Origin of the sequence: Mogibacterium kristiansenii, assembly GCF_009695905.1 — a bacterium.
Taxonomy (GTDB): Bacteria; Bacillota; Clostridia; order Peptostreptococcales; family Anaerovoracaceae; genus Mogibacterium_A; species Mogibacterium_A kristiansenii.
Window position 1 is genome coordinate 1 of record NZ_VUNA01000019.1, and the last position, 14250, is coordinate 14250.

The 14250-nt window shown below is 54.0% G+C and carries 11 protein-coding genes; 10 read left to right on the forward strand and 1 reads right to left on the reverse strand.

Annotation, left to right across the window (positions count from 1 at the left end):
- Nucleotides 1–295 precede the first annotated feature (295 nt).
- The 5 genes from FYJ65_RS08265 (at nt 296) to FYJ65_RS08285 (ending at nt 6492) form a co-directional block, all read left to right on the forward strand.
- A complete protein-coding gene (locus FYJ65_RS08265; RefSeq protein ID WP_206157379.1) occupies nt 296–964 on the forward strand; it encodes a rhodanese-like domain-containing protein in 669 nt (222 codons plus the stop codon).
- A gap of 107 nt (nt 965–1071) precedes the next feature.
- Nucleotides 1072–2796, forward strand: a complete 1725-nt coding sequence (locus FYJ65_RS08270) for a transglutaminase domain-containing protein (RefSeq protein WP_206157380.1) — start codon at nt 1072–1074, stop codon at nt 2794–2796.
- Nucleotides 2797–2954: 158 nt separating this feature from the next.
- On the forward strand, nt 2955–4106 hold the full coding sequence (locus tag FYJ65_RS08275; protein ID WP_154554856.1) for a pyridoxal phosphate-dependent aminotransferase: 1152 nt from the start codon (nt 2955–2957) through the stop codon (nt 4104–4106).
- Between the two features lie 40 nt (nt 4107–4146).
- Nucleotides 4147–5514 carry a DNA repair protein RadA gene (gene radA / locus FYJ65_RS08280; protein WP_154554857.1) on the forward strand — a complete coding sequence of 456 codons (1368 nt, stop codon included), beginning with the start codon at nt 4147–4149 and terminating at the stop codon, nt 5512–5514.
- 222 nt (nt 5515–5736) lie between these two features.
- Nucleotides 5737–6492, forward strand: coding sequence for a hypothetical protein (locus FYJ65_RS08285; RefSeq protein ID WP_154554858.1), 756 nt, complete (start codon nt 5737–5739; stop codon nt 6490–6492).
- A 57-nt stretch (nt 6493–6549) separates the two neighbouring features.
- Here the strand turns inward: FYJ65_RS08285 and FYJ65_RS08290 are convergent, their stop codons facing one another.
- Nucleotides 6550–7845 (reverse strand): S1C family serine protease, encoded by a 1296-nt coding sequence (locus FYJ65_RS08290; protein ID WP_206157381.1) that lies wholly within the window; start codon nt 7843–7845, stop codon nt 6550–6552.
- 247 nt (nt 7846–8092) lie between these two features.
- Here FYJ65_RS08290 and FYJ65_RS08295 point away from each other — a divergent pair, with 247 nt between their 5' ends.
- From FYJ65_RS08295 to FYJ65_RS08315, 5 genes are all read left to right on the forward strand, one after another.
- Nucleotides 8093–9295, forward strand: coding sequence for an FprA family A-type flavoprotein (locus FYJ65_RS08295; RefSeq protein WP_154554860.1), 1203 nt, complete (start codon nt 8093–8095; stop codon nt 9293–9295).
- A 12-nt stretch (nt 9296–9307) separates the two neighbouring features.
- A complete protein-coding gene (locus tag FYJ65_RS08300; protein ID WP_154554861.1) occupies nt 9308–9796 on the forward strand; it encodes a YwiB family protein in 489 nt (162 codons plus the stop codon).
- A gap of 25 nt (nt 9797–9821) precedes the next feature.
- Nucleotides 9822–11327, forward strand: a complete 1506-nt coding sequence (locus FYJ65_RS08305; RefSeq protein WP_154554862.1) for a DUF1846 domain-containing protein — start codon at nt 9822–9824, stop codon at nt 11325–11327.
- Between the two features lie 87 nt (nt 11328–11414).
- A complete protein-coding gene (locus tag FYJ65_RS08310) occupies nt 11415–13073 on the forward strand; it encodes a ClC family H(+)/Cl(-) exchange transporter (RefSeq protein WP_154554863.1) in 1659 nt (552 codons plus the stop codon).
- A complete protein-coding gene (locus FYJ65_RS08315) occupies nt 13052–14212 on the forward strand; it encodes an Mbeg1-like protein (protein ID WP_206157382.1) in 1161 nt (386 codons plus the stop codon). Before FYJ65_RS08310 ends, FYJ65_RS08315 begins: the two co-directional genes overlap by 22 nt.
- Nucleotides 14213–14250 lie beyond the last annotated feature (38 nt).

Sequence of the window (14250 nt, forward strand, 5' to 3'; positions counted from 1 at the left end):
AAAGAGCATTGGATTGCAGTCCTTTCGTAAGTTTGTTCGCTACTACTTAGAATGAAGCATCCAATGCTCTTTTTCAATGCCTAATTATTTATTTCGATTTTAATCCCACAAAAATTCGTGAAGAACCTTTTATTATGCAGTCACGCGCATGCGGTGGAATATAGTTTTTTTCTATATAAAAGAAATCTACTATAATTTCTTTAAATGCATGAATTATCACCAAAATATTGAAGCTGGATTTCACGGGTACTATAATAAAAGCGCAAAATGCTTTTCATAAATGTTAGGAGGAATTATGAAGAAGAGAAATGTTTTAGCTCTTGCTCTGGCTCTCGTAATGAGCGTTGGCATGAGCTCCAGCGTGTTTGCTGCAACATGGAGCGGCAGTGCACCGAAGGAAAATGATGTTGAGAAAGTTACCTACAACTTCATGAACGAGACCAAGGCCGGTAAATACAAATTGGTAGATACCGCGACCCTGAAGAACTGGGTGGACAAGAAAGACAAGATGATTGTCGTGGACACCATGCCGGCAGCCGCTTCTTACAACAAGCAGCACGTACCGGGTGCAATCAACTCTGTAGCACCGATGACCGAGAAGGAATACACTTCCGCAGAGAAGGCCGACTTGATGAAGCAGGTAAAGCCGCTGCTGTCCAAGAAGACCGTAAAGAAGACCACCTGGACCAAGGTTTCCAAGAAGACCTACAAGAAGCTGAAGAAGTCCAACAGAAAGACCAAGAAGAGTAAGAAGAAGGTATATTACTACAAGAAGGTTGTAAAGAAGTCCGTTGTTGCGGACAAGAACACTAAGATCGTAGTATACTGCGGTCATATCGGTTGCGCTCGTTCTCACGTTGCCGCTGCATACCTGGTTAAGCAGGGATACACCAACGTATATCGTTACGGTGGCGGAATCTCCGCATGGGTAGATGCCGGAAACGCTGTTGAGCCGGCAGCATAAAATAAGACTCTTTGAGTTTTGATATTTTAGACAAGAAGGGGGAGTTGGGGGTTCTCAGCTCTCCCTTTTCGCAACCTGTGTGTTTTTATTAAAGAAAGGAAATGCATATGTACACTCAGATCTCTTCCAAGAAGCGGATGACCGCGCTGCTGGTTGCTTTCGCGTTCTTGCTGGGGACATTCGCTGTGGGAACCGAGACCGTCTCGGCCGCATCGAAGCTGAAGGTCAGCCCGACTCGCAAAACGGTCTATATCGGAAGCAAGGTTACCATCAAAGCCAATAAGAAGGTGAAATGGTCGGTTTCCGGCAAAAAGAAGATCGTAAAGATCGTTTCGAAGAAATCCAAGAAGAACAAGAAGGTCACCGTCAAAGCGTACAAGGCCGGAACGGCTTATGTAAAAGCAAAATACGGAAAGAAGACAAAGAAAATCCGCATCACCGTTCGCAGCAAGGTTCCGACAAAGATCAATGTGGTCAGCACGGAGACCGGAATCGGTGTGGGCAATCACTGCACCGTTAAGGTGAAATCGGTATCGCCTTCCTATGCAAGCAAGTCTGTAACCTGGTCTTCCAGCAATACGAAGATTGCTACCGTAAATGCCTCTGGCCTGGTGAAGGGTGTAAAGCCGGGCGTCGCTACAATTACGGCAACATCCAAGATGAGCAAGGCCAAGAAGGGCTCGGTAAAGATTCGGGTACTGAAAACCCTGAGCGGAACGGTCACGATGACCACATCCGTTACCGACGAGACCAAATTCCCGAAGGGAAAGGTAACCCGGGTATGGATTCCTGTTCCGCAGACGGATCGGGATCAGACCGTGGCACCTTCCACGATTCAATGCAAAGCAGAGAAGGCAACAGAGGGCCCGAAAGAGACTGTGGATTCCTCCGGCAATAAGGCATTCTATGTGGTATGGGACGAGAACACGGAACCGAAGGATCGGACCGCAACCCTTTCCTACAACATCTCCAGACGGGAAATCGTCCGCCCGGACAACCTGGCCGCTTTGGAGAAGGGAAAAGTAGATACGAAGGAAATGGCTCCGTACCTCAGAGAGAGCAAAAGAAGCGGTTCCCTGACCGACGGAATCGTGAAGGAAACGGCAGATAAAATCGTCAAGGACGCCAATGCAAAGACGGTATACCAGAAAGCCCAAGCCATCTATGAATGGGTCTGCGAGAACATCTCCCGGGATAACTCCAGACATACTCCGGGAATCGGCGCCGGCAACGCAGAGTACATTCTGAATCACCCGAACGAGGGCGGAAAGTGTACCGATACGAATTCCGTCTTCATCGCGCTGTGCCGAGCAGCCGGCGTTCCGGCAAGAGGCGTCTATGGTCTGTCCCTGAATGAACTGGAAGGAAAACCGGGAACATATATTCAGAAGTGCAAACCGCAGTACTACCTTCCGGGCTACGGCTGGGCGGAAGCGGATACCAGTGCAGTTCTGAAAGAAATTATCGGACATGAAGATGAGTATCGAAAAGCGGATACACCGGAGATGAAGGAAGAATGGAAGAACATCAAGGATCGGTACTGGGGTAACGGCAGTGAGCAGTGGATTATGCTCTCTACCGGAGACGACATCGAACTGTCCCCGAGACAGAGCGCTGTCACCGCCGAGGATCAATATCCGACGGACAAATATCCTGAAAAATGGCCGCAGCGTCTGGCCGGGCTGAACGACGACGGTACGCTGAACTACTTCGTCTATCCGTATGTGGAATACGACGGTCAATTCAACCATGCGTACAAGAAACTCGCAGCAGAGTATCCACATTTTACATTCAATTACACATTCGAAGAAGATGCAGGATGCAACTGCTAGAATATTTCATCGGATAGGAAAAGAGCGATTCGCCCGGCGAATCGCTCTTTTCCTTATCGTCGGCAGCTCGGTTCCCGCTCTTCCATCCCGGCGGATATTTGAGTATAATGGAAGCATGTAACCCGCATCCATATTGGGTTTGATAGAGGTAGAATGCAATGAAAGAACTAAAGAAAGAATTGAAAATCAGCCCGTCCCTGCGGGAACAGGAGAAAATCAGCTACGCGTCCGACGTGATAAACGTGCCGGAAGGCGGCATCGACTGCAACGAGGGCTGCAACCCGTACGGATTTCCGCCGGCTCTGGAAGAGGCCATGGCGGATTTTGATATCAAGCGGTTCGGACCGTATCCCCACAGCCATGCAATCTACGACGGCCTGCGGGAATACTGGAAAGGATATTCCGATATCGAGCCGGAGAACGTGCTTTTGGCGGACGGAAGCATCAGCGCACTGTATGTGATTTTCGGGCTGTTCCAGGCGCCGGGGGCTGTAGTGCTGGGCAATGCGCCAACCTTCAGCGATGCGGAAATGGCCGCACGGATGCTGGGCATGGAATGGCGGGCGGTGGCCCTGAATCCCGACCGGAATTACCGGTTCGATCCGGATGCTTTTGTGGAGCAGATTACCGACGATGTGACCATGATCTACATCGACAACCCCAACAACCCGACGGGGCAGGTAATCAACCTGTACGCCATTGAGAAAATCCTGGATCGGGCGCTGGAAGTGGGGGCCGGCGTGGTTATCGACGAGGCGTATGGTGATTTTATGCCGAACCAGAATTCCGCAATGACCCTGACGGAGGAGTACCCGAACCTGATCATGGTGCGCACCATGTCCAAAGCCTTCGGGCTGGCGGGTCTCCGGGTAGGATACATCATCGCCGGCAAGCCAATCATCCGTTACATGAAGAAGCTGAGAGACCCGTACATGGTCAGCGAATTCGCTCGGGAGATGGCGGGTAAAGCGCTGATGTACCCGTACCATTTCTGGAACAACATGCTGGATTTCGCCAAAATGAAGCGGGAAATTCGGGAGGCGCTGAAGAAGGCGGGGCACCTGTCCATGGCGGAGACCGACGACATGGTGTCGATTTTCGTGCTGTACCACGATGACCCGGCGGTGGATCTGCAGAAGGTTTTCTGGGAAAACAAGGTGCTGTGCGTTTCCGGTGCGGATTTTGCCGGCATGGAGCGGAATTTCGTCCGGATTCGGCTGCCGAAGATGGAGGATTTCCCGATTCTGCTGGAAGCCGTTCAGCGGATTCACAACGGAGATTCCGATAAAAACAAAAACCCGCAGGGCTAAGGCGTCCGGTGCGGCATAAAATATAAAAGGATAAGGGAATATGGCAAAAAAACCAAAGACAGTATACATATGCACGGAATGCGGAAATGAAAGCAACGGCTGGCAGGGACAGTGCAGCTTTTGCGGCGCCTGGAACAGCATCGTGGAACAGAAGGTGGCGCCGGCGCCGAAGGAAACCGACGATACCCGCCGCCGGGTGACGCCGCTGGCGAGACCGGTACCCCTGAGCGAGGTGGGCACCCGGAACTACAGCCGGATCCACTCCGGAAGCCGGGAATTGGACCGGGTGCTGGGGGACGGCATCGTGCTGGGATCCCTGATTCTCATCTCCGGAGAACCGGGCATCGGGAAATCCACCCTGATTGTGCAGGCGGCTAACCACATCGCCGGAACCTACGGAAAGGTGCTTTACGTCAGCGGTGAGGAATCCGAAGAGCAGGTAAAGCTCCGGGCAGACCGGGTCTGCGGGAAAATTTCCGAGAACCTGTATATTTTCCCGGAGACCAATCTGGAAAACGTGCTGGCCCACTGCGAGAACCTGCAGCCGTGTTTTGTGATTATCGACTCCATCCAGACGGTGTATTCCGGCGGAATCGATTCCGTGGCGGGCAGCGTCTCCCAGATTCGGACCTGTTCCAACCTGCTGATGAATTTCGCGAAGACCAAGAACGTGCCGGTGATGATTGTGGCCCATGTGACCAAATCCGGCGAACTGGCGGGCCCGAAGACCATCGAGCACATGGTGGACTGCGTATTGCAGTTTAACGGAGAACGGGATCGAGACCTGCGGGTGCTCCGCTCCCTGAAAAACCGTTTCGGTACGACGGAAGAAATCGGGGCCTTTCGCATGGGTCCGGAGGGGATGAAGGAAGAAAATGACCTTTCCGGCAGCCTTCTGGAGAATCCGGATGTGCAGGAAGAGGGATCTCTGGTATCCGCCATCTACGAGGGCAGCCGGCCGGTCTTCTTTGAAATACAGGCTTTGGTGAGTCCATCCAATGTGGGTTTTGCCCGAAGAACGGCTCTGGGCATCGATCAGAACCGGCTGAATATGATTCTGGCGGTTCTGGAGAAGAAAGCGGGCATTTCCCTGTTAAACTACGACGTGTACGTGAACGTGGTGGGGGGCATGCGGCCGGACAGCACCGCAACGGATCTGGCAGTGGCTCTGGCCATCTTCAGTTCCTTCCGTGGAAAGTGCGCCGCCGCGAAGACCATCGCCATCGGCGAGATCGGCTTGACCGGAAACCTGCGGTCCGTACGAAATGCGGAAAAAATTGCGGCAGAGGCGGTGCGCCTGGGTTACGAGAAAATTATTCTGCCGAAAAAGAACAGCAAGTTCACCCTGGCCGGAATTTCCATTGTGGGCGCGGAAAACATCATGGAAGCCATCCGCCAGGCGTATTGATGGCGGCCCGGGTGCCGGCGCGGTTCGCGCCTGACTTCCAGCAAAGCCAATGAATTCGGTTTCCTTGCGCGAACCACCGGGCCTGAAAATCAGAAAAGGCGGCCCGGGCGCCGGCACGGTTCGCGCCTGACTTCCCGCAAAGCCAATGAATTCGGTTTCCTTGCGCGAACCTCGGGGCCTGAAATTCAGAAAAGGCGGCCCGGGTGCCGGCGCGGTTCGCGCTTGACTTCCAGCAAAGCCAATAAACTCGGTTTCTTTGCGCGAACCACCGGGCCTGAAAATCAGAAAAGGCGGCCCGGGCGCCGGCACGGTTCGCGCCTGACTTCCCGCAAAGCCAATAAATTCGGTTTCTTTACGCGAACCACCGGGCCTGAAAATCAGAAAAGGCGGCCCGGGCGCCGGCGCGGTTCGCGCCTGACTTCCCGCAAAGCCAATGAATTCGGTTTCCTTGCGCGAACCTCGGGGCCTGAAATGCAGAACAGGCGGCCCGGGTGCCGGCGCGGTTCGCGCCTGACTTCCCGCAAAGCCAATAAACTCGGTTTCTTTGCGCGAACCTCGGGGCCTGAAATTCAGAAAAGGCGGCCCGGGCGCCGGCGCGGTTCGCGCCTGACTTCCCGCAAAGCCAATAAACTCGGTTTCCTTGCGCGAACCACCGGGCCTGAAAATCAGAAAAGGCGGCCCGGGCGCCGGCACGGTTCGCGCCTGACTTCCCGCAAAGCCAATAAATTCGGTTTCTTTGCGCGAACCACCGGGCCTGAAAATCAGAAAAGGCGGCCCGGGCGCCGGCGCGGTTCGCGCCTGACTTCCCGCAAAGTTAATAAACTCGGTTTCTTTGCGCAAACCACCGGGCCTGAAAATCAGAAAAGGCGGCCCGGGTGCCGACACGGTTTGCGTACGCCTGCCCGCAAAGCCAATAAATTCGGTTTTCGTACGCAAACCAGGGGGCCGCGTGAAGCAGAAAAAGCGGCCCGCAAATGAAGAAGCCTGCATCGTCAAGCAGTTGCTGACGATGCAGGCTTCTTCCATTTCCATTGTTTATTGCTCACCTTGCGAGCTGTCCTCGGTTTGATTCTCGAACTGGGACGCCTTCTCCAGCTTGACTTTTGCGGTCACTTCTTTGCCGTTCCGCTCCACGGTGAAGGTGACGGCGTCTCCCACCTTCTTCTTCTGAATGGCCTGAATTAAGCCGTTGGAGGAGGTGACTTTCTTACCGTCCAGCTTGGTAATCCGGTCGCCGGACTTGAGACCCGCCTTCTTAGCGTGGCTGCCGTACACCTCGTGGATGTACACGCCGGCCTTATCCACATTGTACTCGGCCTTTTGGTCCTCGGTCACGTCAAAAATGCTGATGCCTGCCGCCGGTTTTTCCACTATCGTGCCGTTCTTGATGATATCGTCGATGATCGGTGCGGCGGTATCCACCGGGATGGCAAAGCCCAGCCCTTCGATTCCGGTGCCGGAACCCTTGGCCACCACGAGACCGATGAGCTCACCCTTTCCGTTAAACAGGCCGCCGCCGGAGTTTCCCGGGTTGATGGCGGTATCCGTCTGAAGAAGGGTCAGCTTCTTGCCGTTGATGGACAACTGCCGGTCCAATGCGCTGATGATGCCGGAAGTGGTGGTGCCGCCCAGCTGGCCCAAAGGGTTGCCGATGGCTACGGCCAGGTCGCCCACCTGCACCTTTTTGCTCTTGCCGATGGTGGCGGCGGTGTAGCCGCTGCCGCCGATTTTCAGAACGGCGATATCGTTTCCTTCATCGTAGCCCACCACGGATGCGGAGCGGGATCGGCCGTTCCGCAGACGGACGGTGATTTTCTTGGCCCCTTCGATGACGTGGTAGTTGGTGGCGATGTACCCCTTCTTGTTCACGATGACACCGCTGCCGGCACCCTGGCTGACAGAGTTCCCCAGCACGCTCTTCGTGGGAACCTCGGTGCTGATTTCCACCACCGCATCCGCATTTTTCTTATAGATTTGCTGAATGGTCAGCTTGCTTCCGGTGGCGCTTTCCAGTGAATTGTTGCTGTCCAGATTGGAATAGCTGCCGCCGCCGCTCATTCGGCTTCCCAGGAAGGCCCCCAAAGCGGAGCTGAAAATTACCGCCAGGACCAAAGCCACCGCCAGAAAGCGCTTCGTGACGTAGGGGGAGTCGGACGCCTTGGGCCGAGGCGAAGGTTTTTTTCTTGGGGCTTTTTTTTCGCCGGTAAAAACACCTTCCGTGCCGCCTTTGGTTTCCGACCAAACCTGAGGGTTGACGTCCGGTTCGTCGGGATTGACCAAGACGAAATTCGGATCCTCGGGAATGGAATCAAAAGGGTTCTTTTCGTTCATATCTATTTCCTCCATGTGGTTAATTATTGAATGGATTTTCACACAACTCTAATTATTATAACCTCTCAATATGAGAATCGCGTGTGGATTCGGGAGTTTTATGAATTTTCTGTGGGGAGGGGGAAAGCCGCCATAAAACTATTGATAATCCGAGTTTTATGAGTGTATAATAACCCTATGTGTTTAAATTAAGCTTAAAGAGATTGTATTAAAAGAACATCCTTCGGGGTGAGGAAAGGAGATATAGATGTATTGCTATACTAAAATTCAAGAAGATATGTATTGGATCGGCGGCAACGACCGGAAGCTGTCCATGTTCGAGGGGGCCATCCCGATGACCGAGGGAATGGCGTATAATTCTTATTTTATCGATGATGAGAAGACCGTAGTGCTGGATACGGTGGACGATTCCGTGGTTCGCGTGTTCGATGATAACCTGGATCGCCTGCTGAACGGCCGGGGTCTGGATTACATCATCGTCAACCACGTGGAGCCGGATCACAGCGCGTCCCTGTGCGAGCTGGTGCGCCGTCACCCGGAGACCAAGATCGTGGCGACCTCCAAGATCAAGAACATGCTGAAGAACTACGTTAACTGGAACCTGAACGACAACTTCCTTCAGGTGGAAGAGGGAGAAGAGCTGAGCACCGGAAAGCACGTGTTCACCTTCGTAAATGCTCCGATGGTTCACTGGCCGGAAGTGATGATGACTTACGAGAAGACCACCGGAACCCTGTTCTCCGCAGACGCATTCGGAATCTTCGGCGCTCATGACGGAAATATTTTTGCGGACTGCTACGATTTCGACAGAGATTGGCTGCCGGCAGCCCGGAGATACTACACTACCATCGTGGGCAAATTCGGAAAGTTCACCATGGGTGCGCTGAAGAAGGCATCCGGACTGGATATCAAGATGATTTGCCCGCTGCACGGATACATCATCCGGAAGGATTTCGAGAAGTACCTGGCGGCATATACCGCATGGGGTACCTACACCGCAGAGGAGCAGGGCGTGCTGATTCTGTACGCTTCTCCGTACGGCAACACCAAGAACGGTGCGGAAATTCTGGCCAACGAGCTGGCGGCAAAGGGCGTGGACAAGATGAAGCTGATCGACGTTTCCCACACGGATCCGATGTACATCCTGCCGGAAGTATTCCGCTTCAGCAATCTGGTCATCGCCACCACCACGTACAACGGCGATATGTTCATCAAGATGGAAGAGGCACTGACCGAGCTGCGGTCCATGGGCGTATCCAACAAGAAGGTCAGCATCATTCAGAGCGGTTCCTGGGCGCCGACCGCCGGAAAGAAGGTTCAGGAGATGACGGATCAGCTCACCGGAACCGAATACGTGGGCGACATGGTGACCATCAAGGGTACCGTAAAGGAAGACTCCAGAGAAGCCCTGGTGGCTCTGGCAGATGCAATCGCAGAATCATTGAAGTAAAGAGGAGTAATTTTGGCTAAAAACAAAGCGACGTTGCGCATACGCAACCGGCAATACGAAGAGAGTCTGGAACCCAGCGGAAATGCGTTTGCCCGGAAGCTGACCCTGGATGATGAGATGGAAATGATTACGGAAGCGACCGTTTATACCAAAGAAAATTCCACCTACATCACCTATGAGGAATCGGAGAAGACGGGAATGCAGGACAGCCGCACCATGATCAAGCTGACGGGCGACATCGTGGAGGTACACCGGTACGGAAAGAAAAAGAAGAACGACGGGATGAATCTGGATCTCCATCTGGAGAAGGGCCGCCGGGAATTGGTTCGGTACCGCCTTCCGGTGGGAAGCGTGAACATCGAGACGGTGACCCACGATGTGACCCACGATCTGGACGAAGAAGGGTTTGGAAAGATTTTTGCGGAGTACAGCATGTACTTCGGCGATGAAACAATGGGAAGCCGGAGAAATAAATTGGAAATGACAATCCGGCCGGAATAGGCAAGAACGACAAGAGAGGAAGAACATGAAGAAGATTGGATTTGACGCGGAGAAATATTTGGAAGAGCAGTCCAGATATATTCGGGAGCGCATTACAAACGGAGACGGGAGACTGTATCTGGAATTCGGTGGTAAATTGGTAGAAGACAAGCATGCTGCTCGGGTGCTTCCGGGATATGACGAGCATGCGAAAATCAACCTGCTGCAGCGTCTGAAGGATCAGACGGAGATCATCATCTGCATCTATGCCGGTGATATCACCACCAGCAAAACCCGCCAGGATTTCGGCATCACCTACGATCTGGAAGTATTGAGACTCATCGATGCGCTGCGGGATTACGATCTTCAGATCAATTCGGTGGTGGTCACCCGGTATCAGGATGTGCCATCCGTCAACATGTTCATCAACAAGCTGGAACGTCGCGGCATCCGCACCTACAAGCATCGGTACACAAAGGGATACCCGACGGACGTGGATACCATCGTCAGCGATGAAGGCTACGGCGCCAATCCGTACATCGAAGTGACGAAACCGCTGGTGGTTGTAACCGGTCCGGGGGGCGGATCCGGAAAGCTGGCCACCTCCCTGTCTCAGGTATACCACGAATACCGCCGAGGCAACAAGGCGCGCTACGCCAAGTTCGAGACCTTCCCGGTATGGAACCTGCCGCTGAAGCATCCGGTGAACATCGCCTACGAAGCGGCGACGGCAGACCTGAAGGATGTGAATATGATCGATTCCTTCCACCTGGAAGCCTACGGCAAAACCGCCGTGAACTACAACCGGGATATCGAAGCGTTCCCGGTACTGAGAAGAATTCTCCACAAAATTACCGGAGACGATTCCTATCAGTCTCCGACGGATATGGGCGTGAACCGGGTCGGATTCTGCATCTCCGATGACGAAGTGTGCCGGGAAGCTTCCCGGCAGGAAATCATTCGCCGGTACCTGCTGGCGGAATGTTCCTATAAGAAGGGAAAAATCGACGAGAGCATCCTGGAGCGCACCAAGCTCCTCATGGAAGAGGTTCAGGCCGGCCGTTACGACCGCCCGGTGGTAAAACCGGCAGAGGAGTATGCGGAACTGAAGCGTCAGGAAGAAGGCGATGAAGAGAACGTAATCATCACCGCCATTCAGCTGCCGGACGGATCCATCGTCACTGGAAAGAACTCGGAACGCATGGTGGCCACTGCCGCAATGATGCTGAACGCCATCAAGAAGCTGGCGGGAATCGATGACGGAATTCCGGTTATCTCCGCTCAGATTCTGGAGAACATCCGGGATATGAGAGTGAGCCTGTTCCACGACAAGTCCAGCCTGAATTGCGAGGAAATCATCATGGCCCTCACCATGAGCAAGATGACCAATCCGATTGCGGAGATGGCACTTCAGCAGCTGCCGAAGCTGAGAGGCTGCATGGCCCACTGCACCGCGATTCTCAGCGACCGGGACGAGCAGACCATGAAGTCCCTGGGGATTGACGTGACCAGCAATCCGGAATTCTCCACCAATAACCTTTACTCGAATTAGCGGGTAAAAAAAGATACCAGAGAGGAGTGGGAGACCGATGTCCCCGGCTCCTCTTTCGCATAATAGAGAAAAATTGAGAAGAGAACAATGACAAAAGAAAAATTGAAAGGAAAAAGCGCGGTGGTGAAGAACCTCCACCGAAAATCCGTGTTCCGATACGCCTTAATCGGTCAGGGAATTATCATCGGTGTGACGACCGGGCTGATTATCGCCCTGTTCCGCTGGCTCCTGATCTTTGCGGACGGGTGCCGGAACCGGCTGGTGGCTTACGCCAACACCGGAGTGGGACCGGCGCTCATCGCCGCTCTGGTGATGCTCCTGCTGGGGCTGGTTATCGGGTGGATTCTGCGGAAAGAACCGGAATCCACCGGCTCCGGCATTCCACAGGTGGAAGCGGAGCTGCTGGGAAAGAAGGATATGAACTGGCTTTCGGTGATGGTTTCCAAAATCCTGGGCTGCGCCCTGTCCATCGGCGGCGGTCTGGCACTGGGACGAGAGGGCCCCAGCATCCAGATCGGTGCGATGGTGGGAAAGGGTTTTGCCCGGACCAATAAGCGGGTGCTGACCGAGGAGCGGTACCTCATGAGCTGCGGCGCCGGTGCCGGATTGTCCGCGGCCTTCGGCGCGCCTTTGGCGGGCACCATATTCTGCTTGGAGGAATTGTACCGCAACTTTTCATCGGAAGTGCTGCTGTCCACCATGGCAGCGGCGGCATCATCGGATTTTGTGGCCGCCTACATCATAGGAATGGAGACGGTATTCGGCTTCCGAATCGAGTACCGGCTTCCGTTGAAATATTACTGGTTCGCCATGATTCTGGGGGTGGTGCTGGGCCTGTTCGGAAGTTTGTATAACCGGACCATCGACCGGATGCAGGATTTTTTTGACCGGGTAGGCACGGCGGCCAACGCACTGGCCAAGAAGTGGCCGGGAAGACGGCGACTGAACCCAAAGACCGGAAAAATGGATTACAAGGGAAATATTGCACCTTTTGCCAAGCTGGCAGTGGGCCTGACCATGGCCTACATCTGCTTCTTTGCATACCCGATTACTTTGGGAAGTGGAAACGGATTGGTGAATCGGATTGCAGAGGGCGATTTCGCGCTGAAAGCGTTGCTGATCCTTTTGGCAGTGAAATTCGTATTCTCCACTGCCAGCTTTGGAACCACCGCACCGGGCGGCATCTTCCTGCCCCTGCTGGTGCTGGGCGCCGTCACCGGCGGAGTCTACTCCCGGCTGCTGGAAAACCTGCTGGGCATTGACGGAAAATACATTGCCGCCTTCGTGGTGCTGGCCATGGCGGGGTATTTTGCGGCCATCGTCCACGCGCCGGTAACGGGGGTGGTGCTGATTACGGAGATGACGGGAGATTTTCGTTCCCTGCTTGGGCTGGTGATGGTTTCTCTGATTGCCTTCGTAATCTCGGAGCGCCTGGGAACGGAGCCAATCTACACCCAGCTGATGAATCGCAGCAGCGGAAAGCGCTACAACGTTCCGAAACAGCGTAAAAGCATCATCGACGATATCGTCTATCCCGGCTCGATTATGGACGGAAAGCGAATCATGGATATGGGGCTGCCCTTGGGCGCTTTGATCGTCTCCGTGATTCGAGAGGAACAGGAATTCATTCCCGACGGGCACACCATCCTCCGAGGGGGAGATGTAATCGAGGTGCTGCTGCGGGAAGAAGACCTGGCAGAAGTGGAACACATCATTGAAGAGGAGTGCAAGAAGGTGAGATTATGAACATCCTGGACTATGTGAAGAACACCACCCGAACATTTGAAGAGATGCCGCTGAATCCGGTGGACAGCCTGGTGCTGAGCCAGCTGTCCTATGCTCGGCTGGAGTTCGCCGAGCCGAAGCCGGAGAACCTGCTGGATCGCCTGCGGAGGGGCGTGACCGTTGCCGACTTCTTTCGAAACGAGTGGTTTGAAAAAATATTCTGCGATGGGATTTCCGATTCCGACAATATGAACCTGATGGCCTACGCGGTAGCCAGCCGGCGGTACCGAAATCTGAAAATCCGGGATATCGTGGGGGACTTTGACAAGTCCAGTGAAAAGCAGTTCGGCGCCATGATTTTCCGGCTGGATGCCAACACGGACTTCGTGGCCTTCCGGGGAACGGACGGATCCATGCTGGGCTGGAAGGAGGACTTCAACCTGTCCTTCATGAACGAAGTTCCGTCGCAGTCGGAAGCGGTGGAGTATTTGGAGCGGAATTACGGATCCGGTAATCGAAAGGGACGGAATCGCCGCTTCTACGTGGGCGGCCATTCCAAGGGGGGAAACCTGGCGGTATATGCGGCACTGATGTGCAGTCCGGAAGTGCGCTCCCGCATCCTGAGGGCTTACAGCTTGGACGGACCGGGATTCCGAGATGAGGTCCAGGAAGAGCTGGACCGGATTCAGGAGAAGAGCGAAGTTGCCATCACGAAACTGGTTCCTCGCACTTCGGTGGTGGGAATGCTGATGCAGAACAGCTCGGATTACCAAGTGGTCCAGAGCGATGCCATCGGCATCATGCAGCACTTCTCCTATTCCTGGCAGGTGCAGGATTCCGATTTCGTCTATCTGGAGGAAATTGATACCGGCGGAAAATACATGAACCGGACGGTGCACGACTGGCTCCAGTCCGTGCCCGATGAGAAGCGGAAGGTGTTCATCAATTCTCTCTTTGACGTCCTGGCGGAACATCAGGTGGATACTCTCCAGGACCTGAAGGAAATGAGCCTGACGGACATGGCCAAAATGATTGCCTCCCTGCGGAACTTGGAGGAGGAGGACCGGACCGTGGTAGCGGAGGTGCTGAAATCGTTGGCCGGAGCAGCCTTGCCGAAGTTTCGTCGGAAGGACAACCCGAAAAACCCGGAAGAAAAATAATGTTTTTTTGTACAGAATTCGATACCTTTATTGCGGGC